This is a genomic window from Saccharopolyspora sp. ASAGF58 (genome assembly GCF_012277335.1).
In the GTDB taxonomy this organism is placed as follows: Bacteria; Actinomycetota; Actinomycetes; order Mycobacteriales; family Pseudonocardiaceae; genus Saccharopolyspora; species Saccharopolyspora hattusasensis.
This window is the reverse complement of the sequence record NZ_CP040605.1, coordinates 1928532-1953339: the sequence shown is the minus strand read 5'-3', so window position 1 is coordinate 1953339 and position 24808 is coordinate 1928532. Positions and strand designations below refer to the sequence as shown.

The window sequence follows — 24808 nt, the reverse complement described above, 5'->3', positions numbered from 1 at the left end:
CCTGAGGGGCCCTTTGGAATGCCGGACGAGATGAACGTCGTCATTGAGAACCTGCGCACCCATGCGTCCAAAGTGGACGGTGTGGTGGACCAGCTGAACGTCGCGGTGGACGCGTCGCAGCAGGTCTCGCTGGACAACGACGCGTACGGCATCCTGTGCCGCCCCTTCGCCTGGATGCTCGACCCGGTGGAGCAGCACGGCGTCGAGACCCTGCAGAAGGCCGTCGCGGCCATGAGGGAGGTCGCCGAGAACGTGCGCGGTGCAGCCGAGGACTACCAGGCGGCCGACGACTCGGGCAGCGACGTGATCGGCGGAATCGAGGTATGAGCAACCCGCTCGTCGCGCAGCAGAAGGAGAACCCGGACGGGCCCGGTCCGCTGACCGCGGGCACCGGTGACGCCGGGTGGGGCACCGGTATCGGCATCGCCGAGTCCATCAACGACGTCGCGTCGCTGAACGACGGTTCGAGCTGGGTCGAGTCCGGCCTGGCCTACGGCGGCCTGGTGATGGAAGCGGTCAGCATCGCCACCGACCCCATCGGCACCCTGCTGTCCTACGGCCTGTCGTGGCTGATCGAGCACGTCGAGCCGCTGAAGGAGGCGCTGGACTGGTTCGCCGGCGACCCGGACGGCGTCAAGGCATATGGGGAGACCTGGGCGAACGTCTCCAAGGCGGTGGGCGAGGCCGCCACCCAGTACAACGACGCGGTCAAGGCGGACACGGGCCAGTGGACCGGCGCGGCTGGCGACGCCTACCGGCAGCACGCCGTGGAGAAGGGCGAAGCCCTCGCCGGCGCATCGGAGCTCGCCAACACCATCAGCACCGTGGTGACCGTGATGGGTGAGGTCGTCTCGTTCGTCCGGGAATTCGTCCGCGACCTCGTCGCCGACTGCATCTCGCGGCTGATCACCTACGCGCTGGAAGCGCTGGCCCCGCCAGGAGTCTCGCTGGCCTGGGTGGTGCCGCAGGCGGTGTCCTTCATCGCCAGGACGGTCTCCAAGATCACCGAGATCGTCACCAAGCTAATCAAGACGATCAGCAACGTGGCGCCGAAGCTGGCCAAACTGGTCGAGGTCTTCGGCGACATCATGAAGGCCCTCGGCAAAATGGGGAAGCGAGCTGCCGAAGGCGTCGGCAAGGTCGCGGACAAGCTGGACGTCGCGGGCAAACTGGGCGACAAGCTGGCGGAGAAGACCTGGAAGAAGGTCGACGACGTCTTCGGCACCGACGTGGTCGGCAAGCACAATGCCAAGTTCGGCGGCCCGGACGCCCCCGGCGGCGGTTCGGACGGCCACGGCGGTTCGGGGAGCGACAGCGGCTCGGGGAGCGACGGCGGCTCCGGGAGCGGGGCCGGTAGTGGTTCCGGCTCTTCCGGCAACGGGTCGGGGACCGGTTCTTCCGGGACCGGCTCGGGTACGTCCGGCGACGGTGCGGGATCGGGGTCCGGCACGTCGGGTGACGGTGCGGGCTCGGGGTCCGGCACGTCGGGTGACGGTGCGGGCTCGTCGGGCAGCGGCTCGACTTCGGGTTCTGCGGGCGGCGGCTCGACTGGCTCAGGTTCCACGTCGACCAGCGGCAGCGGCAACGGCGGCTCTGGTTCTGGAGATTCCGGCCCCGGGGGTTCGGGTTCGCACGGCGGCTCCGGTTCCGGCGATGGTTCTGGTTCGCCGAGCAGCTCCGATTCCCCGCGGGCCAGTGCCGAATCCAGTTCGCACGCCCCGGGATCGTCCTCCGCTTCCGACCCGGGCTCGGCGGATACGGCGCGTGGCTCGTCCTCAATGGACAGTGGTTCGGCTGGCGGCTCGCAGCACGGCGGGCCGAGCGGCTCCCACGGCCCCGCTGCTCCGGAGGGCGGCCCGCGCGTCGCCTCGGCTCCGGACAGCGCTCCGGCGGGTGGTTCACATGCGGGAGGCGGACCGGCCTCCACCGGGAGTGGCTCTGCCGCGAACTTCGGTTCCGGCGGCGGATCGCCGCACGGTGGAGGCGGCTTCGGTTCGGGCAGCGGGCCGGCTCCCGGCGGTGGTGGTTTCGGCGCAGGTGGCGGACCGGCACCTACCAACGGCGGTTTCGGCGCTTCGGGTTCCCACGGCCCGGATGTTGCGAACCGTCCGCCGAGCACCCCGGCGAACACGTCGGCGGCCAGCGTCGACGCGCCGGCTCGACCGCCGGAAGCGGGCTTCGTCGCACCGCCCCCCAACGCCCCCTTGGCGCGGCCCGATCAGCCCGCGTCCGGCGGCGGAGCCGTCGGGGGCGCGGGCGCGCCAAGCGGAACCGGCGGGGCGTCCGTACCGGGAAGCGGCCGCCCGGGATCGGGTGGCGGCTGGACGGGAACCCCCGGCAGCCCCGGCGCAGCCGGGCGAAGCACGCCCAGCGGGCGCGGCCCGGAGGGCACCCCGGCGATCCGCGGACCGGCGAAGCCGGACACGCCGAGCCACCCAGGCGGAGCACGGCCCGGAGGACCGGGGAGGGTCGACGGCCCGGCAGGGCCGGCCCGTCCGGGCGGACCGGTAGGGACGCACGCGCCAGGGCATCCCAACGCCCCGGCGGGCCCGAACGGTCTCGCACGTCCCGACGCCCCGATGCGGCCGAACGGTCCAAGCGGTTCGGCGCACCCGGACGCCCCCTCCCGCCCGAACGGCCCGGTGAAGCCGGATTCCCCGAACGCCTCGGTGCGCCCGGATGCCTCGGCCCAGCCGAATGGTCCCGCTGGCCCCCACGGTTATGCGCGCCCCGATGCCCCTGGCTCGATGCGCCCGGATGGCCCAGGCCGCCCCAACGGGTCGACTCGTCCTGACAGCGCGAATGGCCCGGTCCGTCCGGATAGTCCGAACGGCCCGGCTCGTCCGGGCGCGCCGAACGCACCGGCTCACCCCGACGATCCTGTCCGAAATGGACGGTTCAACGGGTCGGAGATGCCGCGCCAACGACAGCCGGAAGCCCCGTCCCGCGTCAACGACCCGGCCAATCCGCGCCAGCACCCGACGCCGCAAGGTGTGTACCCCGGCACTCCGCACGCGCCCCGCTTCGCCGCTCCGCACGGCCTGGATGCGCCGCACGCGCCCCGCCTGGATGCGCCGCACGTGGATGCGCCGCGGGTGAACCACCCGCAAGCAGCGGTCCGGCACCCGGACACCGACCGCTACAAGTGGGCCGACGTCAAGCACGAGGATTTCGCGCACGTCAAGGGCGAGGGCTTCCGCCACTGGGGTCCGGGCTGGCAGCAGCGGGTGGCCGAGGACGCCCGGATCCGCGCGGAATCGCTCGGCTACCACCAGCCGGACCGACCGCACGCCCCGGAACCGGCCCCGGAAGCCCCGCCGCGCTCCACATCGGAGTCCATGGCAACCGAAAGGCCGCCGGAGAACCCGTTCGAGCACCGCTGGAACAACGGCATCCTCGAGCACAAGGGGGTGGACGTCTCCCCCGAGTTGCGGGAGAAACTCGGCGGGAAGTACACCGGGATCCGCAACACGGATTCCGGCCTCTCGATGATCCGGCACTCCCGCCAGGGCTACTACGGCAGCGCGGACTTCGCCCAGCGCATGCCGCGGCCGTCGGTGGACCCGAAGCGGTTCACCGTCGAGGTGCACGGCAGCCCGAACGGCGTGTCGTTCAACGGCAAGGAACTCTCGGCCAAGGAACTCGCCGAGATCATCAAGGGTGCGCCGGGCTACAAGGAAGGCGCACCGGTGCGCCTGCTGTCCTGCCAAACAGGCGCCGACCTGCCGGACGGCTCCCCAAACTTCGCCCAGCAGCTGTCGAAGGAACTGGGCGTAGAGGTCCTCGCGCCCAACAAGGACGCCTGGGTCGACAACTTCGGCAACATGTACGCGAGCGGCAGCCGAGCGGAGTTCCACCCGGACGCCTCCGGCACGCCGCAACCGCGCTTCGACGAGCCGGGCGAGTGGGTCAGCTTCAGCCCGGACGGCACGAAGGCGGTCCACGAAAGCCCGTTCCCCCCGGGCCACGAACCGGAATGGACCCGCTTCGGCCACCAAGCCGACGCAGCCCACCAACGCGGCCTCGGAGAGTTCCTCGGAAAGCTGTTCGGAGGCAAAGAAAAACCCGATTCGTTCGAGGCCGACCCGGTTACGGGCGAGACCTATGGCCCACCACACCGGGCGTACAGCCAGACGCCACAGAACTGGCAACAGCCAACCCATCAGTCGCCAGGAGGCCAACAGTCGCACTTGCCGCCCGAGTGGCGCCAGCCGCAGGCGCAGGCGACTCCGCAGTTGCAAATGCCGGGCCCACACGCCCAGCAGCCCTCCGGCTACCAACCCCACCATGCGCAGCCGCAAGGTGGTCATCCTCAGCAGCCTTCCCAACGCGGTCAGCAGCAGGGCCCGAACCACCCGCAGGGCACACCGCAACATCAGCAGGGCGGTCCCAACTACCCGCAGGGTGGGCCACAACATCCGCAGGGCGGTGGATACCCGCAGCACCCCCAGCAAGGCGGCATGCACCAGCAACCGCCCGGGCAACCACACCCTCCGGCGGCCCAACCCCCGCGTGGCCCGCAGCAGCTCGGCCCGAACCACTCACCGGCTGCTCAAACCGCACGCGGTCCGCAACAAACGCAGGGCATGCCCCACCAGGGCGGTCGCCCGACCTTTCACAGCCCAGGCCCCCAGGGGCCGCAAGCGCCACGAGCCCCGCACGCGCCTGGGCAACAGGCGCCGAGGCCGCACGACGTCTCAGGCCCACACCAAAACCCACCCGGCCCAACCCATCCGGCACCCCGGCCAAACGTCGGCGGTCCACGTCTGGACGGCCCACCACCACGCCAGGGCAACACCCCACCGCTCGACGTCAGCGGTCCGCGCCCGACGCCACCCACCGGCCGAACCGACGGCGGCTTCGGTCCAATCGGCTCCCAAGCCTTCGAACCACCGTCGCCGCGAACAAACTCGCCGGAACCAACGAGTGGGCCCGGCGCTTCACGCCAGAATGCTGAACTGCCCAGGTCGTCGCGGCGACCGCTGGATTGGGAAGTTTCGGATGACGGCGAGTTCGATTTGTTCGAACACGAGTCTCGTGGGCAGGTGCCTGGGGAACCGACGTTGTCACGTGATGCGTCACAGGATGTGGGTGATTCGACGTCGGCTTCTAATACACGTGATCCGGATCCTTCGGTGGCGGAACGTCGGCCGCATATGGATGACGTCAGCGATGCTGAGCGGTGCTTGCAAGAGAAAATTGCAGGCGAGCCATCCAAAATGGAGTCCGCGACCTTTGGAGGATCGATCGACATCGACCCGTACCACGTGGAATTCCCTAATGGCGCCGAGGGTCTGTACAAGATTTACTACGACGACCCGTATATGGACTGGCGGGATCAGCCGAGTCGTGAAATTGCCGCATCGAGACTGGCTGAGGTCTTAGGGTGGGATGATCTGGTTCCAACCGTTACTCCGTGGGAAGGTCCTAAAGGGGCGGGTTCTATCTCCGAATGGGTTAAGGACTCCCGGGATGGACACGAGAATGTTGCGGATTATGCGTTGGGCGAGCGTCAACGGGCCGCTATTTTCGATTACATTGTGGCGAATACGGACCGACACGGCGGTAACCACATTATAGCGCCAGATGGTCAGCTGAAGCTGATTGACCATGGCAACGCTTTTCCGGCTGATAATACACGCCCGATTAAATCGGAGTTCGTGTTGGAAAATCTGAACGTGGCTTTATCGGACGGTGTACTCTCTGGCTTGAGGGCGATTAATCTACAGTACGTTGCCGATCGGCTGCGTTCGGCTGGGCTCAGTGAAAAGGAGATTGGCGGTGCATTGTCGCGTCTCCTGGAGGTGCGGGACCAAGGAAAAATCACCGGAGAAACATGGGGTGGCAGGATATAGACTTGCGGCAACGGCACGTATTGCCAGCCCGCTCAGGGTGATTTGAGGAGATGATGGTGGTGCGAGACGTTCCTACTTTGGTTGCGCTGTACTCGGGCCCCCCGAGCAGGGCACTGAGAATTGCTGAGTTCCGGTGGAGCGTGGATACTGGGGTGGTTCTCAACGTGCTTGAGTCGGAACGAGGGAACGTTCCCCGCGGATTTTATAAAAAGGGTATTCAGTCGCGGGTGGAAGGACGCGACGTTTTTCCCGATGACGGACCTGTGTTTATGCAGGCGCTCCTTGAGCGCAGGCAGATGAGTTATTATAGCTTCGTTGACGAGAGTCCCGGGCGGACGGCGACTGCTGAAGGATCGACCAGTTCTGTGCCTGGAGACCTTTCTGAGACACCTCTGATCACTCCTGAGATGAGGGAAGCGGCTCGGCGGCGCGCTGGGGGATATCTTTACATTACCGACTCCGGGTTCGACGCGAGCGGCGATGTGTCGAAGCGCGCCACAAAGGGCGCTTTCAAAGTTGGCAAGGAAGGCGAGATCGGAGAGTACTACCCCAATCCGAATTACCGGCCTTCGCCGGTCGAGCGCGCGGGGCCGCCGGCGAATTGGATCGATCGAGGGATGCGCCGGGCGATGTCCGGTCGAATCGGCCAGTACAATTTCCTCCAGTTGATCGCCAAGGCGGTGTTGCCCGTCCTGGTAACGCCGGAGGGGCACCTGATGCTACTCAAAGCCCCGGATGGTCCTCGTCTGGTGGCTTACACCGCTTCCGGTCTGGTGCCCGAGGACGTGTACGCGAAGCCGATGTACCTGCCCAGGCTGTTGAAGGCGCTCCCGGCGGATGCAATCCTAGCGGTCAACGGGAGTGCTGAGTTGCAGGCGCAGTTCCCGGTTGCGGACTTGGTGGCTGCGTTGCGAGACAACGGCCTACTCGTGGACAACTCCACTGGCGGGCTCGATGTCGGCCCAGCATTTTGGGTACAGCAGAGTGCGCGGCTTGCCGAGTTGGTCGACGAGCCGACGTTCACGGCGATCGAGCAGGTGGTGGCCCAATGGGGAAAGCTCAGCGAGACCACACCCGAACGCGGTCGGGCCATTGAGCTTGGGATCACCGCCGTCGAAGTGCTGGTCAAGGGCGGGATCACCGATCCGGACGTCCTCGCGGCGGCGGCGGTTTTCAACGCCGCTGACCCCCTGTACAACGGCAGTGATCGCATCAGCATGATCATCGCGGCGGAGGCGGAAGGGACGCGGGTGCTGGCGCTCGTGCGGTCGGCGCTGAGCCCGCAGGTTCCGTCCGATGCGGACCCAGACCGTGCAGAGCTCGTGAATGGGCTCGTGTACCACCTCTATGTGGAGCACCTGCGCGCGATGCCCTTGCAGACGCGTGCGATCGTGCTCGCCAACCGAATTGCCGAAGCCATCACGCCGTGGGTGATGGCCGACCTGCGCGAGCACCGGCAGTACGACCTCCGTAGACCGCTGAGGTCGTGCGCGAGGGACTTTCCGGATGCTCTGCGAGCGCAGGTCGCCGAGCAGATCGGTATCGATCCGCGCAAGCCGTCGCCGTGGAAGCTGGATCCGGAGCCGCGGGCTTCCATCACTTCCCCGGCTCAGGCCATTGAATGCGCCCGTACCGCCATCGGCGAACTGGCCGACCCGGTTCACGCGGAGGACATCGGGCTGGCGTACCTCGTGCGCTCCGAGACCGACCCCGAGCACGTCCACTTCGTGCACAAGGTGTGGGAAACCGTCACCAGCGAGGTGGACAGCGAGTTCGCCATCGACGAATATCGCGCCAAGTACGACGTGTTCCCGTTTGAGCCGGAGCGGGAACACGTCGGGCAAGTGCCCCGGGCGCAGCAATCGCAGTCCACGTCTGGTCATCCTGCTCCGAAGCCAATCGACGCCCACGAGCGGTTCATCGGGTCGATGCTCGGTGGTGCGATGGGGGATGCGCTTGGGTATGCCATTGAGTTCAACGACATCGGAATGATTCGGCGGAATCACGGCGATTCCGGGCTCACCGCTCCGGTGCTTCGGGACGGTGTTGCGCAGATCTCCGATGACACGCAGATGATGCTCTTCACCCTCGAAGGGCTTATCCGGGCGCATGTTGCTCGGCGGATCAATCCGACCGACAACGATCCCGTTCCCGAAGTGCAGCACGCCTACCAGCGGTGGTTCCACACGCAGAACCAGCCGTGGGCGCAGGCAGGCGGCCCCTACGCGCGCCATCTGCAGCAGCCCGACGGGTGGTTGATCACGAACCCCGAGCTGTTCAGCCCGCGGGCTCCGGGTAGCACCTGCATGTCCGCCCTCGCGAAGTTCGCGCAGACTCATCAGCACGCCAACCCGCAGTTCAAGATCAACGACTCCAAGGGCTGCGGCGGTGTCATGCGCGCCGCCCCGGTCGCGGTGTGGTCCAACGATCCTGCCGAGGTCTTCTACGCCGCGGTCGGCACCGCCGCACTGACGCACAGCCACCCCAGCGGCTACCTCTCCGCCGGAGTGCTCGCGGTGATCGTTCACCAGCTCATCCGTGCCGTGCCGTTGCCGGAAAGCGTTCGGATGGCGCGGGATCTGCTGCTCCGGTGGCGGGGCCACGAGGAGCAGTTGCAGTTCCTCGACGCCGCCGTCGAGCTCGCCAAGAAGGGCGCCGTCACTCCCGAGGAGATCAAGGACACACTCGGTCAGGGCTGGGTCGGGGAAGAAGCTCTCGCGATCGGGCTCTACGCCGTGCTGGCCACGGATAACCTTCGGGACGCCTTGTTGCTGTCGGTGAACCACTCGGGGGACTCCGATTCCACGGGGATCGTGTGCGGCAACATTGCTGGGGCGCTTTACGGGGCACGGGCCGTTCCGCAGGAGTGGCTCGCGTCCCTGGAGCTGCGCGAGCTCGTCGAGACGCTGGCCAAGGATGCGCTGGTCGAGTTCAGCCCCGGGCCGCCGACCGATCCGGGGTGGACCCGGCGGTACCCCGCCTGGTGACCACGAGGGAGACATCGCGATGACCGACGCCCAATCTCCGCAGCTGTCGTGGGCCCAACGTTTCCGCGGCGCCATGCTCGGCGGGGCCGTCGGCGACGCGCTCGGGGCCGGCGTGCGGGGCACGAGCACCGCCGAGATCCAGCAGTGGTTCGGGCCGCAGGGCGTCGTCGACTACCTGCCCGTGTACGGGCGGCGCGGCGCGGTCACCGATCTGACCCAGCTCACCGTGTTCACCCTGGAAGCCCTGCTGCGCGCGAAGGCCGCCAACCCGGGCGGCAACGGGTGGTTGCCCACGGAGTTCGTCCTGACCAACTACCTGCGTTGGCTGCACACCCAGGGCGTTCCGTGGGACTACGCGATGTCGGCGTACCTGTCGGCGGAACCCGCGCCCACCAGCTGGCTGCTCGAACGGCCGGAGCTGTACTCGACCCGCAACCCGGACGGCGCGGCGATCGCCCTGCTCGGGCGGATGGCCCGGCGGTCCCCGCTGGGCGCCGACGGCCTGCTCCGGCCCCCGACCGGTGCGGACGGTTTGGCGGACTGCGTGGCCTGGGCGGCGCCGGCCATGGTGTGGTCGAACGTGCCGGAGGCCGTGTATTCGACCGGCGCTTCGACCGCGAACCTGTTCACCTCCGCGCCGAACACGATCAGCGCGGCCGGCCTGCACGGTGACGTGCTGGCTCAGTTGATCCGCGGGGTGCCGTTGTGGGACGCCGTGACCGCATCCGACCGCAACCGGCTCGGCAGCGCCTACCAGGTCCGCGAGGTTCCCGCCGACGTCCGGCGGACCGTGCACGCGGCGATGTTCGTCGGGCAGCGGGGCATTCGTCCCTCCCCATCGGACATCGACATTGAATTCGACACCGAGGACAAGCCCGGCGAACTCGGCATCGCGCTGGCCGCGGTGGGCAGCACCCGGAACTTCGCCGACGCGGTGCGGGTCGCCGTGAACCAGTCCAGCGACAGCGCCGTCACCGGTGCGCTGGCCGGGCAGCTCGCTGGAGCGATCTACGGGCCGAGCGGGATTCCCGCGCAGTGGGTGGGCGAACTCGAACTGCGCGATGTCATCGAGATCCTCTGCTCGGACGCCACCGAAGCCTTCGCGCCGCCACCGCCGCCGCAGTGGGCGCAGCGGTACTCGCCGAACCCGCGGCGGCTCGCCGGTCGCCGGGAACTCGCCGGCGGCTCGCCGAACACCGTCGAAGGCTCCGCCGAGCAGACCATGATCATGCCGGCGATCACGGCGTCGTCGGATGCCGCCGACACGCCCCCGCAGGGCATCCCGCCGCAGAGCACGCGCGCGGCGAACATCGGGGCGCCGACTTTCCCGGCGGCCCGGGCCGAAACGCCAGCGGAGCCGGTGGAATTCGCGGCGACCGACCCGTCGAGCACCGGGCCCATCCCGGTGCCGCACCTGCTGTCGGCCAAAGCGCCGGTCGAAGCCACCGCGGTATTCCCGACGATCGACGCTCCCGCAGAGGCGGTCGCCCCGGAGCAGTTCGAGGGGGAGCCGCAGATCGGGGCGTTCCCGCCGCTTGCCACCCCCAGCGCGGCGGCCGAGGTCGCGGCTCGGGCCGAGGGATTCACGGCGCCGGTCAAGCCCCGGGACGAGGCCCGCCCGGCATCGGTCGAAGAGCGGGAGCAGTCGGCTTCCGAGGAGCGGCCGCAGGCCGTTTCCGCAGCGGCTGAGCCGGATTTCAAGCCGATCCTCGTGCCTGGGGCCGACGACATCGCCGCCGCTACGGCGTTCGCGTCGCGCCCTGCCGACGACGAAGCCGAAGCAGCGCCCAGGGCGCCCGAAGACGCAGCCGCCGAACCGGGGTCTGCGGAGCGCGCTGCCGCCGGACCAGGAATCGCCGCGCCCGAGGAGTTCGCGGAGTTCGCGGAGTTCGCTGGCAGCGCGGTCGAAGAGGCCGTCGCGGAGCCGGAGATGTCCGCGCCGCTGGGACTCGTTGCGGAGGACGTCGTCCCGGCTCCCTCCGCCGAAGATCCACTCGACGCCGAGCCGCCCGCCGTTTCGCAGCCGGCGCCGGAGCGAGAGCCGGTCGATATGGAGCCGCCCGCGCGCGAACCGATCGACCTCGGACCAACCGAGTTCGAGACGGCCCCCAACGAGCTCGAAGCCGGGGCGGACCAGGTCGAATCCGACGCACCGGCAGGCATCACCGCCGAGGAGTACCGGCCGGAAGCCGCCGGATCGGTCCGGCCGGAAGCAGACGTGCTCGCCGCCTTGCAGAAGGTGAACGGAGCGGGTCTGCCGGTCGCGGAGACCGCGCCGGAGGACATCGGCGCGGCGGTCGAGCTCGCGGATGCCGCCGGGACCGAACCGGTGGCGGCGGTCGAGCGACCGAGTGCTGATGAGCCTGTGGCGGATGCGGACGCAGAGTCCGGGCTGTCGGAGGTCGATGACGACGGCGCGGGCCGCGTCGCGCGGGGGAGCGCTGACGTCGACTCGCCTGAGTCGGCCACCGCCGAAGCGGAGCCGGGGCAGGCCCCCCGGAGCACAGCGCCGTCGAACGTCGATCACATCGCTCGCCGCGTCGACCCGCTGGCGGCAGTCGCGGATGTCGAGCCGGTGCAGGCAACCGGGGCCGTCGAGTCCGGGCCCACGGGCGCTGCTGACGTCGGGGACCACATCCCGTCGAGGGCCATTGCCTCGTCAACGGCGGCCGAGCCGACTGGAACCGGAGAGATCGAGCCGGCCGAGGTCACCGGATCCGTGCAGTCGGACGCCGGGCGCCAGCAGCAGGAAGAATCCGCCGACGCAGAGCCGAAGTTTCCGGAAGCGGTGCCGGCGGTGGAAACGGTGCCGGCGGTGCCGCCGATCGTTCGCGGCGGGCACGCCAAGGCCGACCGCCCCGCCGACAGCGCTCCGTCCCTCACCGAGCGGGTGCTGGGATGCTTCCTCGGCGGGGCGCTCGGCGACGCCCTCGGCTCCGACCTGGAGTTCATCAGCGCCGAGGAGATCTCCAAGCGCTTCGGCCCCGACGGCCCGAGCGGGCTGCGCGAGGCGTACGGGGTGCACGGCGCGATCACCGACGACACCCAGATGACGCTGTTCACCGCCGAAGGCCTGATCCGCGGCAGCGTCGCCGACCGGATGCTCGGCTCCGAGGACCCGCTGCCCGAGGTGCAGCTCGCCTACCAGCGCTGGCTGCACACGCAGGGCGTCGACTGGGATGCCGCCGCCGGGCGGTTCCTCGGCGACTACCCGGCGCCGGACGGCTGGCTGATCGAGGTGCCCGGCCTGTTCAAGACCCGCGCCCCCGGCAAGACCGTGTGGCGTGCGCTGGCCCGGTTCGGCGACGGCCACCCGGCCGGCTCGTTCACCGAGAAGATCAACGATTCCAAGGGCTGCGGCGGCGTGATGCGCGCCGCCCCGGTCGCGCTGTGCTCCACCGATCCCGCCGAGGTGTTCCGGCTGGCGGCCCGCACCGCCGCGCTCACCCACAGCCACCCCGCCGGCTACCAGTCCGCCGGTGCGCTCGCGGTGATCGTCCAGCAGGCGCTGCTCGGCCGCGGCCTCGACGACGGGGTGTGGCTGGCCCTGCAGGTCCTGGAGATCTGGGAGGACCACGAAGAGACCAGTGCGATGCTGAAGGCCGCCGTGGGCCTGGCCGAGGCGGGCGTGCCGACGCCGCAGCAGGTCGCCGAAACCCTCGGCGGCGGCTGGGTCGGCGAGGAGGCGCTGGCCATCGCCGTGTGCGCGGCGCTGGCCGGCGGCGAGGACGTCGAGCTCGCGCTGCGGATCGCCGTGCACCACGACGGGGACAGCGACTCCACCGGCGCGATCTGCGGGAACATCGTCGGCGCGCTGCTCGGCGTCAGTGCGCTCCCGATCGACTGGCTGGCCGAGCTGGAACTGCGCGACGTCGTCGAGCAGATGGCGCTGGACTGCGTCGCCGAGTTCGGCCGGGGCGCGTTCCAGCCGGGCCCGGCCGCCATCGAGCCGCCGTCCGACGAGGATTGGAACGAGCGCTACCCGGTCCGTCCGCAGTGGTCGGCCGTGCCGGAACCCGCGCTGCCTGTCGCCGAGTTCCCGGCGCCCAAGCCCGCGCCCCGGCGAATCAGCGGTCGCGTCCACGCCGAAACGTTCGAGGGGGAGGACAAGTGATTCTCGGGACGCACATCTGGGGCACGTACTGCGCGGTCGGTGGCGAGCCGCGGTTGATGACCGAGTTGCTGGACGGCGCGGTGCGGGTCGACGGAAGCCCGGACCCGATCCCGGTCGAGCAGGTGACCGCGGTGTTCTTCGACCAGGAGGACGACGCCCACCCGGTGCGCCCGCAGTTCCCGGCGCCCGCCGCCTTCGGCCAGGTGCCGGACCGGGCCGCGCTGCAGCGGGACCTGGTCGGTGCGCTGCAGGACGCGGTCGCCGCCGCGCTGCCGGAAGGCTGGCGAGAGGCCCAGGTGAACTGCACGGCCCTGGGCACCCGGATCGAGATCACCGCGACGGTGACCACCGACGAACAGCACCAGTGGATCCCCGCGCAGGAGGTCGTCGACGCGCTGCGCCGGCTGCGCAACGTCGAGTACCGCCCGGAGACCGGCGCGTGGACCTCCGCGCGCCTCGCCATCAACGGCGACGGCGCCGACTACCGGACCGGGCACGACGCACCACAGTGGACTCGCGCGGGCGAGGACCGCCGCGGGTCCTACGACGAGCTGCGCTTCTTCCCTTGCACGACCGCGCCGGACTGGCTGCTCGAAGCCGCGTGGCGGCACCACGCGAACAACCGCGGCAACTCAGATCAGCCCGGCCCGGTGCGGATGGTCCAGGTCTTCGACGGCCGCGATGCCGACGACCGCCCGGTGGCGCACCGGCCCGCGCTGCCGTGGGCGGAGAAGCAGATGGTCCTCGACTATCTCTTCGGCGGCGAGATCCTCCTGTCGGCCCCCGGCACCTCGCCGGACGAGGTGGACCCGCAGCGCCCGCCGGAGGTGCCGAAGCAGTTCCACACCGACGGTGCCTGGGTGTGGCCGCTGGCGATGGCCTACTACCTGGAGGCGCACGACATCGCGCCGCCGCGCGACTTCCTCGAACACATCCGGCGCAACGGCCACCGGCCGCCGGAAGCCGTGGCCGAGCGCGCCGCGGCGGAGGCGAAGGCGCTGGTGCTGGGTGCCGACGCCGACACCCTGGAGAACGTCCCGCCGGCCGAGGCGATCGAGCTGGCCGGGGCGATCATCGGCGCGATGGGCATGAGCCGCCGGTTCTACAGCTTCGAGCAGCCCGTCGAGGGCGGCTGGGCCATGCTCCGCGAGCTCGACGGCTGGTGGTCGGTGTTCTGCGTCGACAACGGCGAGGTCAAGAACAAGTCCCGGTTCCCGGAGCCGTTCGGGGCCGCCGCGCACCTGGTCGGCGCGATGGCGCTGACCCGCGACCTGTTCCTGCGCGCGCCCGACGAGCCGCTGGCCGACTTCGAGTGCCCGATCCGGCCGCTGCCCGGCGAGCCGCCGCTGGACGCCTACGACGACAAATTCCTCGTCGACCTGCGCGCGGGCGACGAGGTCGACAGGTTCGGCGACCCGGCCGGCAACACGGTCTTCGTAGCGGGCACGACGCTGCCGCAGCGGTCGGCCCCGCCGCAGCAACCGGCCGGGGAGTACCGCCGGTACCGGGTTGTCACCGCGCTCCGGGCGGTCTCCGGGGTGGCCAAACCGGACTTCGGTCAGGTCGGTGGTGGCACCGCCTTCGTCCTCCCGGCCGACGTCCAGTCGCTGGTAGCGGAGGGCGTGCTCGCCGAGGTCTGAGAGCCTGTTGGTGAATGCCGTCCGCGCCTTTGGAAGCGGCGTAGCCGCTTGCATTCACCCTGCCACCACCCGGGGCCCGGCCGGCCGATCGGCCACGCCCCGCGCATCGTGGCGCGGCCCACCTGGGGCCACTCGATGTGATCCATCTCGCCGGGCGGGAAGGTCTTGTCGCCGTGGGTACAGTGTCAGGACGAGGAAGACGCGAGCTCGCACCCAGGGATGGGCGCCACCGCAGCGCCGGGTGATCGAGCAGGTCAAGGGGGACCCCGTTTTGACCCTCTGAGAACGGGGCAGGTATCTTTGTTTATCGGACCCGACACCCATCGGGTCGATCCGCATGCCCGTGCATGACGTGGTCGCCAGCCGCTGGTTGAGACCGCGCCAGCGCCGAGGATGTGTGGAACTCCTCTCGACAACCCTTTGGGGTCGTTCCCATTGGGGCGCATCGGCGCCGAAAGGCCGGGGAGTGGGCGACACGCCCGACCTCGTGGTGCGGGAGGAGTCCCGAAACACAGTGCCTGACAGGTGCTCGACGCCAGGGCACGCCGAAGCTCGAACGAGCGGCCGCTTGGTCGAGTACCAGAAGACGCGAACGCTGACAGAAAGCCGGTCCATGCCCACCATCCAGCAGCTGGTCCGTAAGGGCCGCCAGGACAAGGTCGCGAAGACCAAGACCGCGGCGCTCAAGGGGAGCCCGCAGCGGCGTGGCGTGTGCACCCGCGTGTACACGACCACCCCGAAGAAGCCCAACTCGGCACTGCGCAAGGTCGCTCGTGTCAAGCTGACCAGTGGCATCGAGGTCACGGCCTACATTCCGGGCGAGGGCCACAACCTGCAGGAGCACTCGATCGTGCTCGTTCGTGGCGGCCGTGTGAAGGACCTCCCCGGCGTGCGCTACAAGATCATCCGCGGTTCCGCTGACACCCAGGGTGTGAAGAACCGCAAGCAGGCTCGCAGCCGGTACGGCGCGAAGAAGGAGAAGAGCTGATGCCCCGCAAGGGTCCGGCCCCGAAGCGGCCGCTGCACGCCGATCCCGTGTACGGCGCGCCGCTGGTCACGCAGCTGGTGAACAAGGTCCTCGTGGACGGCAAGCGCTCGCTGGCCGAGCGGATCGTTTACGCGGCGCTGGAAGGCTGCCGGGAGAAGACCGGTACCGACCCGGTCGTCACGCTCAAGCGTGCCCTCGACAACGTGAAGCCGACCCTGGAGGTCCGCAGCCGCCGCGTTGGTGGCGCGACCTACCAGGTGCCGATCGAGGTGCGCGCCGGTCGCTCCACCACCCTCGCGCTGCGCTGGCTCGTCGGTTACTCCCGGCAGCGCCGCGAGAAGACCATGGTCGACCGCCTGATGAACGAGCTGCTGGACGCGAGCAACGGTCTCGGCGCGAGCGTCAAGAAGCGTGAAGACACGCACAAGATGGCGGAGTCCAACAAGGCCTTCGCGCACTACCGCTGGTGACGTCGGGTCGGCTCTTGCCCGCCTCGGCGCACCGATTCGACAGCTTTGCACCTGTCTAAGGACGTTGCACCAGCTGAACAGGGAACGGGGAAGAAACTCGTGGCACGCGACGTGCTGACAGACCTGACCAAGGTCCGCAACATCGGCATCATGGCCCACATCGATGCGGGCAAGACCACCACGACCGAGCGGATCCTCTACTACACGGGGATCACGTACAAGATCGGCGAGGTGCACGACGGCGCCGCGACGATGGACTGGATGGAAGAGGAGCAGAAGCGGGGTATCACCATTACCGCGGCTGCTACCACGACCTTCTGGGGCGACACCCAGATCAACATCATCGACACCCCGGGCCACGTCGACTTCACGGTCGAGGTGGAGCGGTCGCTGCGCGTCCTGGACGGCGCGGTCGCGGTGTTCGACGGTAAGGAAGGTGTCGAACCGCAGTCCGAGCAGGTCTGGCGTCAGGCGGACAAGTACGACGTCCCGCGTATCTGCTTCGTCAACAAGATGGACAAGCTGGGCGCGGACTTCTACTTCACGGTTCGGACGATCGAGGAACGCCTCCACGCCCGGCCGCTGGTGCTGCAGCTGCCGATCGGCGCCGAGTCCGACTTCCAGGGCGTCATCGACCTGGTCCGGATGAAGGCCCTGACCTGGCGCGGCGAGGTCCAGAAGGGTGAGGACTACGAGGTCGAGGACATCCCGGCCGACCTCGCCGAGCAGGCCGCGGAATACCGCGAGAAGCTGATCGAGGCCGTCGCGGAGTCCGACGACGCTCTGATGGAGGCCTACTTCGGTGGCGAGAAGCTGACCGAGGAGCAGATCAAGAGCGGCATCCGCAAGCTGACCAACAGCCGCGAGGCGTTCCCGGTGCTCTGCGGTACGGCGTTCAAGAACAAGGGTGTCCAGCCGATGCTGGACGCGGTGGTGGACTACCTGCCCTCGCCGCTGGACGTCCCGCCGGTGCAGGGCCTGCTGCCCGACGGTGTGACCCCGGCCGAGCGCAAGCCCAGCACCGACGAGCCGTTCGCCGCGCTGGTGTCCAAGATCGCCGTGCACCCGTTCTTCGGCAAGCTCACCTACGTCCGGGTCTACTCGGGCAAGGTCTCCGCGGGCACCCAGGTCATCAACTCGACCAAGGAGCGCAAGGAGCGCATCGGGAAGATGTTCCAGATGCACTCCAACAAGGAGAACCCGGTCGACGAGATCCAGGCGGGTCACATCTACGCGGTGATCGGCCTGAAGGACACCACCACCGGTGACACCCTCTGCGACCCGGCGAACCCGATCGTGCTGGAGTCGATGACCTTCCCGGCACCGGTGATCGAGGTGGCCATCGAGCCCAAGACGAAGGCCGACCAGGAGAAGCTGTCCACGGCGATCCAGAAGCTCGCCGAGGAAGACCCCACGTTCCAGGTCAAGCTGGACGAGGAAACCGGTCAGACCATCATCAAGGGCATGGGCGAGCTGCACCTCGAGGTGCTCGTCAACCGGATGAAGACCGACTTCAAGGTCGAGGCCAACATCGGCAAGCCGCAGGTGGCCTACCGCGAGACGATTCGCAAGTCGATCGACAAGTACGAGTACACGCACAAGAAGCAGACCGGCGGTTCCGGTCAGTTCGCGCGCGTGATCATCGGCCTGTCGCCGATCGAGCAGACGTCCGAGAGCGCGACCTACGAGTTCGCGAACAAGGTCACCGGTGGGCGCATCCCGCGGGAGTACATCCCGTCGGTGGACCAGGGCGCGCAGGACGCGATGCAGTACGGCGTGCTGGCCGGCTACCCGCTGGTCGGCGTGAAGGTGACCTTGCTCGACGGCCAGTACCACGAGGTCGACTCGTCGGAAATGGCGTTCAAGGTCGCGGGTTCGATGGCGCTGAAGGAAGCCGCTGCGAAGGCCTCCCCGGCGCTGCTCGAACCGATGATGGCGGTCGAGGTGACCACGCCCGAGGACTACATGGGCGATGTCATCGGCGACCTGAACTCCCGCCGTGGCCAGATCCAGGCCATGGAGGAGCGCAGCGGTACCCGCGTCGTCAAGGCTCTCGTGCCGCTGTCGGAGATGTTCGGGTATGTCGGCGACCTGCGGTCCAAGACCCAGGGTCGTGCCAACTACTCGATGGTGTTCGACTCCTACGCCGAGGTTCCGGCGAACGTGGCTAAGGAGATCATCGCCAAGGCAACGGGCGAGTGACCCGCTGCTCGGTCGCGGCCAGCCGGGATCGAGCGGGAGGCAACGCCTCGCGAAGGCGACCGGGGAGCAATCCCCTCCAGTTCGGCGGCGGACGGGCCGCCATCCCGTAAGGACAGTGTTCTTCCGGGATCGGGGGCCCGCTCGTCACCTACCCGACAGGACTCCGCCTGGCACAACAAGTCGTACGGCGGAAAGTTAACAAGTCCAGGAGGACAATCCAGTGGCTAAGGCGAAGTTCGAGAGGGACAAGCCGCACGTCAACATCGGGACCATCGGTCACGTTGACCACGGCAAGACCACGCTCACCGCGGCCATCACCAAGGTTCTGCACGACAAGTACCCGTCGCTGAACCCCTTCACGCCGTTCGACGAGATCGACAAGGCGCCGGAGGAGCGTGAGCGCGGCATCACGATCCAGATCGCGCACGTCGAGTACCAGACCGAGAAGCGCCACTACGCCCACGTGGACGCCCCCGGTCACGCCGACTACGTGAAGAACATGATCACCGGTGCCGCGCAGATGGACGGCGCGATCCTGGTGGTCGCGGCGACCGACGGCCCGATGCCGCAGACCCGCGAGCACGTGCTGCTGGCCCGCCAGGTCGGCGTGCCCTACATCCTGGTCGCGCTGAACAAGGCCGACATGGTCGACGACGAGGAAATCCTCGAGCTCGTCGAGATGGAGGTCCGCGAGCTGCTGTCGGCCCAGGAGTTCCCGGGTGACGACGTGCCGGTGGTCCGCGTTTCCGCGCTGAAGGCGCTGGAGGGCGACGCCGAGTGGGGCGCCAAGATCGTCGAGCTGATGGACGCGGTGGACGAGAACGTCCCGGACCCTGTCCGCGAGATCGAGAAGCCGTTCCTGATGCCGATCGAGGACGTCTTCTCCATCACCGGCCGCGGCACCGTGGTCACCGGCCGCATCGAGCGCGGTGTCGTCAAGGTGAACGAGGAGGTGGAGATGGTCGGCATCAAGGAAAAGCCGATCAAGACCACCGTCACCGGTGTCGAGATGTTCCGCAAGCTGCTCGACGAGGGCCAGGCGGGTGACAACGTCGGTCTGCTGATTCGCGGTATCAAGCGCGAAGAGGTCGAGCGGGGCATGGTCGTCGTGAAGCCCGGCACCACCACCCCGCACACCGACTTCGATGCTCAGGTGTACATCCTGTCCAAGGACGAGGGTGGCCGGCACACGCCGTTCTTCAACAACTACCGGCCGCAGTTCTACTTCCGCACCACCGACGTGACCGGTGTGGTGACCCTCCCCGAGGGCACCGAGATGGTCATGCCGGGCGACAACACCGAGATGACGGTCGCCCTGATCCAGCCGATCGCGATGGACGAAGGTCTGCGCTTCGCGATCCGCGAGGGTGGCCGCACCGTCGGCGCCGGTCGCGTCACCAAGATCATCAAGTGACGTGACGAGGGCCCGCCCCCGAACCTTCGGGGGCGGGCCCTCTTGCTTTTCAGATGACAACCTGCCGAGGGTTTCGTCCGCCGGTGGCCCGCCTCGGCGAGTGAGTCCGGCGATAGTTCTTCCCGTAACCCCACCCCCGGTTTGGGCTGGATAAACGGGTATGGCATCCTGTATGGGTTGCTCGTTCAGGGCGGCCGGGTTTTGAACCAACCGAATTCGAGAAGGTTCGAAGCTCCGGCCGCCTTGCTGCGAGGGCCTCGCGCCCTTGTTCCGGTTCAGGACTGTTCTCAGACGGTGCTGATGCCGCCGGATTCCCGGTGGCGGGCCGAACAGGGCACAAGAAGGTGTACGGGCCGCAAGGCTCACCCCGTCGGCGACGTTCGCGGGGACCGGTATGCGGTAGCTGGGCGACACGCCCGACCGCGGGTACCGGGCACCAGATACCTGAACAGGGGCGGACTGAGAGCTGTGGCGCCTCCCGGCATCGGGACGACACAAGGCTGAGGCCGCGTGGGGCACCACCGCCCGCGAGGGTGCGGTGCACCCGCACCCAAGACGAAACCGCGGCACGAGACTAGAGGAACGGCAAGCCACTATGGCGGGACAGAAGATCCGCATCCGGCTCAAGGCCTACGACCACGAGGCGATCGACGCGTCCGCGCGCAAGATCGTCGAGACCGTGACGCGCACCGGCGCTCGGGTCGTCGGGCCGGTGCCGCTGCCCACGGAGAAGAACGTCTACTGCGTCATCCGCTCCCCGCACAAGTACAAGGACTCGCGGGAGCACTTCGAGATGCGGACGCACAAGCGGCTCATCGACATCCTCGAACCGACGCCGAAGACGGTTGACGCGCTGATGCGCATCGACCTGCCGGCCAGCGTCGACGTGAACATCCAGTAAGCGCGGCGACGAGGTAGCTGGAGAGAACGAGACCTATGTCTGACAGGCAGATCAAGGGGATTCTGGGCACCAAGCTCGGCATGACCCAGGTCTTCGACGACCAGAACCGGATTGTCCCGGTGACGGTCGTGCAGGCCGGGCCGAACGTGGTAACCCAGATTCGGACCCCCGAGAAAGACGGCTACTCGGCCGTGCAGCTGGCGTTCGGCGCCATCGACCCGCGCAGGGTGAACAAGCCGCGGAGCGGCCACTTCACCAAGGCCGGCGTCACCCCGCGCCGCCACGTCGTGGAGCTGCGCACCGCGGACGCCGGTGAGTACGAGCTGGGCCAGGAGATCGGCGCGGACGTCTTCGAGGCGGGCGCGGTGGTCGACGTGGTCGGCACCAGCAGGGGCAAGGGCTTCGCGGGCACCATCAAGCGGCACGGTTTCCGCAGCCAGGGTGCCAGCCACGGTACCCAGGCGGTGCACCGCAAGCCGGGCTCCATCGGTGGCTGCGCCACCCCGGGCCGCGTGTTCAAGGGCATGCGGATGGCCGGGCGGATGGGCTCGGACCGCGTCACCACCCAGAACCTGAAGGTTCACAAGGTGGAGTCGGAGACCGGCCTGCTGCTGATCAAGGGCGCCGTCCCCGGTCCCAAGGGCGGCCTGGTCCTGGTTAAGAGTCCTGCGAAGGGTGGTGCGTGATGAGCCTGACGCTCGACGTCCGTACCCCGGACGGTAAGACCGACGGCACCGTCGAACTGCCCGCCGAGATCTTCGACGTGCAGGCGAACGTGGCCCTGATGCACCAGGTCGTGGTGGCCCAGCTGGCCGCTGCGCGCCAGGGCACCCACTCCACCAAGACGCGCGGCATGGTGTCCGGCGGCGGCAGGAAGCCGTACCGCCAGAAGGGCACCGGCAACGCCCGGCAGGGCTCCATCCGGGCCCCGCAGTTCACCGGCGGTGGCGTCGTCCACGGGCCGCAGCCGCGGGACTACTCCCAGCGGACCCCGAAGAAGATGAAGGTCGCAGCCCTGCGCGGTGCCCTCTCCGACCGGGTTCGCGCCGGCCAGCTGCACGTGGTCACCGGCGTGGTCGGCGGCGAGACGCCGTCCACCAAGTCGGCGAAGACCGCGCTGCGCAACTGGACCGAGGCCAAGAAGGTTCTGGTCGTGCTCAACCGCCACGAGGAGGAGAACTCGTGGCTGAGCCTGCGGAACCTGCAGAACGTGCACCTGATCGACCCGGGCCAGCTGAACACCTACGACGTCCTCAACAGCGATGACGTGGTGTTCACCAAGTCCGCGTTCGAGCGTTTCGTCGCGGGCCCCGTCAAGGGCCGGTCGGTCAAGGCCGCCGCGTCTTCTTCGGAGGAGGCGTCATGAGCGACACTCTGCGCCTTTGCGCTCATGTAAGCCGACCGGGTGCGGGTGTCCCGCAGAACACTGAGGAGGCACAGCAGTGAGCGCCGACCCGCGAGACATCATCCTTGCGCCGGTGATCTCCGAGAAGAGCTACGGGCTGCTCGAACAGGGGCAGTACACCTTCCTGGTGGACCCGCGCTCGAACAAGACCGAGGTCAAGATCGCGGTCGAGAAGATCTTCGGCGTCAAGGTGACCAGCGTCAACACGATCAACCGCAACGGCAAGCGCAAGCGTTCCCGGTCCGGGTTCGGCAAGCGCAAAGACACCAAGCGGGCGATCGTCACCCTGTCGCCGGAGAGCAAGCCGATCGAGATCTTCGGCGGACCGGCCGCCTGACCGGTGCTGATTAGGACGAGGTTGCGTTAACAATGGGCATTCGCAAGTACAAGCCGACGACGCCGGGCCGTCGTGGCGCGAGCGTGTCCGACTTCGCCGAGATCACCCGGTCGGAGCCGGAGAAGTCGTTGGTGCGTCCGCTGAACAAGAAGGCGGGCCGCAACGCTCAGGGCAAGATCACCACGCGGCACAAGGGTGGCGGTCACAAGCGGGCTTACCGCGTGATCGACTTCCGCCGCAACGACAAGGACGGTGTGCCGGCCAAGGTCGCGCACATCGAGTACGACCCGAACCGCAGCGCTCGGATCGCGCTCCTGCACTACGCCGATGGCGAGAAGCGCTACATCATCGCGCCGAACAACATCAAGCAGGGCGACGCCATCGAGAGCGGTGCGCGTGCGGACATCAAGCCGGGTAACAACCTGCCGCTGCGCAACATCCCGACCGGCACCGTGATCCACGCGATCGAGCTCCGCCCCGGTGGCGGCGCCAAGATCGCGCGGTCCGCCGGCGCCCGGGTGCAGCTGGTGGCCAAGGACGGCCCGTACGCCCAGCTGCGGATGCCCTCGGGCGAAATCCGCAACGTGGACGCGCGGTGCCGGGCCACCGTCGGCGAGGTCGGCAACTCCGAGCACGCCAACATCAACTGGGGCAAGGCCGGCCGCATGCGGTGGAAGGGCAAGCGCCCGACCGTCCGCGGTGTCGTGATGAACCCGGTGGACCACCCGCACGGTGGTGGTGAGGGCAAGACCTCCGGTGGTCGTCACCCGGTCAACCCGAAGGGCAAGCCGGAGGGTCGCACCCGCCGCCGCAAGCCCAGTGACAAGCTCATCGTCCGCCGTCGCCGTACTGGCAAGAAGCGCTGAGCAGGGAGGTAAGCAAACATGCCACGCAGCCTGAAGAAGGGCCCGTTCGTGGACGACCACCTGCTCAAGAAGGTGGACGTGCTTAACGAGTCGGGCAAGAAGACCGTGATCAAGACCTGGTCCCGCCGGTCGACGATCATCCCGGACATGCTGGGCCACACCTTCGCGGTGCACGACGGCCGCAAGCACGTCCCGGTGTTCGTCACCGAGTCGATGGTCGGGCACAAGCTGGGCGAATTCGCCCCGACCCGCACCTTCAAGGGCCACGTCAAGGAAGACCGGAAGTCGCGCCGCCGCTGAGCGGGTCTGTGACACGAACGAGTAAGAGCAAGGGGTAGCAGGATGACAGCCCGTTCCGACGACACTGCCGCGGAGGAAACCCCGCGCGCAGTGGCGCGGGCCCGGTTCGTCCGCGTGTCGCCGATGAAGGCGCGGCGCGTGGTCGAGCTCATCAAGGGCCGGAGCGCCAGCGATGCCCTGGCCGTGCTTCAGTTCGCGCCGCAGACCGCCAGCGGTCCGGTGTCGAAGGTGCTCGCCAGTGCGATCGCCAACGCGGAGAACAACCTTTCCCTCGACCCCGAGACGCTGTGGGTGCACCACGCGTACGTGGACGAGGGGCCGACGTTGAAGCGGTTCCGGCCGCGCGCGCAGGGCCGTGCGTACCGGATCCGGAAGCGGACAAGCCACATCACGGTCGAGATCGAGTCTCGGCCGAAGGCGGCGACCAAGTCCCGAAAGAGCCAGAAGGGGAGTGCCCGGTAGTGGGTCAGAAGATCAACCCGCACGGCTTCCGACTCGGCATCACCACGGACTGGAAGTCTCGCTGGTACGCCGACAAGCAGTACTCGGAGTACGTCGCGGAGGACGTCAAGATCCGCCGGCAACTGTCTCGCGGCATGGAGCGCGCTGGGATCTCGAAGGTTGAGATCGAGCGCACCCGCGAGCGGGTCCGCGTGGACATTCACACCGCCCGGCCGGGCATCGTCATCGGCCGCCGCGGTGCCGAGGCGGACCGCATCCGCGGTTCGCTGGAGAAGTTGACCGGCAAGCAGGTTCAGCTCAACATCCTCGAGGTCAAGAACCCCGAGGCGGACGCCCAGCTGGTCGCGCAGGGCGTGGCCGAGCAGCTGTCCAACCGCGTGTCCTTCCGGCGCGCGATGCGCAAGGCCATCCAGTCGGCCATGCGCTCGTCGCAGGTCAAGGGCATCCGGGTGCAGTGCTCGGGTCGCCTGGGCGGCGCGGAGATGTCCCGCTCGGAGTTCTACCGCGAGGGCCGGGTTCCGCTGCACACGCTGCGCGCGGACATCGACTACGGCTTCTTCGAGGCCCGCACCACCTTCGGCCGCATTGGCGTCAAGGTGTGGATCTACAAGGGCGAGCTGGTCGGTGGCCTGAAGCAGAAGCAAGAGCAGTCCGAGGTCCGTCCGCCGCGCGGTGGTGGCGACCGCGGCGACCGCGGCGACCGTGGCGAGCGCGGCGAGCGCGGTGGCCGTTCCGACCGCGGTGGTCGTCGCCGGGGTGCCGGTGGCGCGGACCGCGCTGCAGCTGACAAGTCCGCCAAGGCCGAGAAGGCCGCGGAGGGCGAGCAGCCGCAGGCTGCTGCGGCTGAAGAGAAGACGGAGGGCTGAG

The 24808-nt window shown here is 68.5% G+C and carries 17 protein-coding genes; all 17 read left to right on the top strand.

Annotated elements, in window-relative coordinates:
• Positions 1-18 precede the first annotated feature (18 nt).
• The 17 genes from FDZ84_RS09010 (at position 19) to rpsC (ending at position 24807) form a co-directional block, all read left to right on the top strand.
• Entirely contained in the window at positions 19-327 is a 309-nt protein-coding gene (locus FDZ84_RS09010; protein ID WP_168585512.1) for an ESX-1 secretion-associated protein, read from the top strand.
• Entirely contained in the window at positions 324-5855 is a 5532-nt protein-coding gene (locus FDZ84_RS09005) for a hypothetical protein (protein ID WP_168585511.1), read from the top strand. The genes FDZ84_RS09010 and FDZ84_RS09005 overlap by 4 nt, the downstream gene beginning before the upstream one ends.
• Positions 5856-6007: 152 nt before the next feature.
• On the top strand, positions 6008-8842 hold the full coding sequence (locus tag FDZ84_RS09000) for an ADP-ribosylglycohydrolase family protein (protein ID WP_246868892.1): 2835 nt from the start codon (positions 6008-6010) through the stop codon (positions 8840-8842).
• A gap of 19 nt (positions 8843-8861) precedes the next feature.
• Positions 8862-12956 carry an ADP-ribosylglycohydrolase family protein gene (locus FDZ84_RS08995; protein WP_168585510.1) on the top strand — a complete coding sequence of 1365 codons (4095 nt, stop codon included), beginning with the start codon at positions 8862-8864 and terminating at the stop codon, positions 12954-12956.
• The gene (locus tag FDZ84_RS08990; protein ID WP_168585509.1) at positions 12953-14596 is read left to right on the top strand and encodes a TNT domain-containing protein; all 1644 of its coding nucleotides are present in this window, start codon (positions 12953-12955) and stop codon (positions 14594-14596) included. The genes FDZ84_RS08995 and FDZ84_RS08990 overlap by 4 nt, the downstream gene beginning before the upstream one ends.
• Before the next feature lie 613 nt (positions 14597-15209).
• Positions 15210-15584 (top strand): 30S ribosomal protein S12, encoded by a 375-nt coding sequence (gene rpsL, locus FDZ84_RS08985; protein WP_009948619.1) that lies wholly within the window; start codon positions 15210-15212, stop codon positions 15582-15584.
• Positions 15584-16054, top strand: a complete 471-nt coding sequence (rpsG, locus tag FDZ84_RS08980) for a 30S ribosomal protein S7 (protein WP_168585508.1) — start codon at positions 15584-15586, stop codon at positions 16052-16054. Before rpsL ends, rpsG begins: the two co-directional genes overlap by 1 nt.
• Before the next feature lie 99 nt (positions 16055-16153).
• Complete coding sequence (gene fusA / locus FDZ84_RS08975; protein ID WP_168585507.1) at positions 16154-18256, top strand: elongation factor G; 2103 nt, start codon at positions 16154-16156, stop codon at positions 18254-18256.
• A gap of 220 nt (positions 18257-18476) precedes the next feature.
• A complete protein-coding gene (gene tuf / locus FDZ84_RS08970; RefSeq protein ID WP_168585506.1) occupies positions 18477-19670 on the top strand; it encodes an elongation factor Tu in 1194 nt (397 codons plus the stop codon).
• A 595-nt stretch (positions 19671-20265) separates the two neighbouring features.
• Complete coding sequence (gene rpsJ, locus FDZ84_RS08965; RefSeq protein WP_009948626.1) at positions 20266-20571, top strand: 30S ribosomal protein S10; 306 nt, start codon at positions 20266-20268, stop codon at positions 20569-20571.
• A gap of 35 nt (positions 20572-20606) precedes the next feature.
• The gene (rplC, locus tag FDZ84_RS08960; protein ID WP_168585505.1) at positions 20607-21257 is read left to right on the top strand and encodes a 50S ribosomal protein L3; all 651 of its coding nucleotides are present in this window, start codon (positions 20607-20609) and stop codon (positions 21255-21257) included.
• The gene (rplD, locus tag FDZ84_RS08955) at positions 21257-21937 is read left to right on the top strand and encodes a 50S ribosomal protein L4 (RefSeq protein WP_168585504.1); all 681 of its coding nucleotides are present in this window, start codon (positions 21257-21259) and stop codon (positions 21935-21937) included. Before rplC ends, rplD begins: the two co-directional genes overlap by 1 nt.
• Before the next feature lie 76 nt (positions 21938-22013).
• Positions 22014-22313 (top strand): 50S ribosomal protein L23, encoded by a 300-nt coding sequence (rplW, locus tag FDZ84_RS08950; RefSeq protein ID WP_168585503.1) that lies wholly within the window; start codon positions 22014-22016, stop codon positions 22311-22313.
• Positions 22314-22345: 32 nt separating this feature from the next.
• Positions 22346-23179 (top strand): 50S ribosomal protein L2, encoded by an 834-nt coding sequence (rplB, locus tag FDZ84_RS08945; RefSeq protein ID WP_010315421.1) that lies wholly within the window; start codon positions 22346-22348, stop codon positions 23177-23179.
• A gap of 18 nt (positions 23180-23197) precedes the next feature.
• The gene (gene rpsS, locus FDZ84_RS08940; RefSeq protein ID WP_010315419.1) at positions 23198-23479 is read left to right on the top strand and encodes a 30S ribosomal protein S19; all 282 of its coding nucleotides are present in this window, start codon (positions 23198-23200) and stop codon (positions 23477-23479) included.
• 42 nt (positions 23480-23521) lie between these two features.
• Positions 23522-23941, top strand: coding sequence for a 50S ribosomal protein L22 (gene rplV, locus FDZ84_RS08935; protein WP_210435490.1), 420 nt, complete (start codon positions 23522-23524; stop codon positions 23939-23941).
• Positions 23941-24807 carry a 30S ribosomal protein S3 gene (gene rpsC, locus FDZ84_RS08930; RefSeq protein WP_168585502.1) on the top strand — a complete coding sequence of 289 codons (867 nt, stop codon included), beginning with the start codon at positions 23941-23943 and terminating at the stop codon, positions 24805-24807. The genes rplV and rpsC overlap by 1 nt, the downstream gene beginning before the upstream one ends.
• The last annotated feature ends 1 nt before the right edge of the window (position 24808 follow it).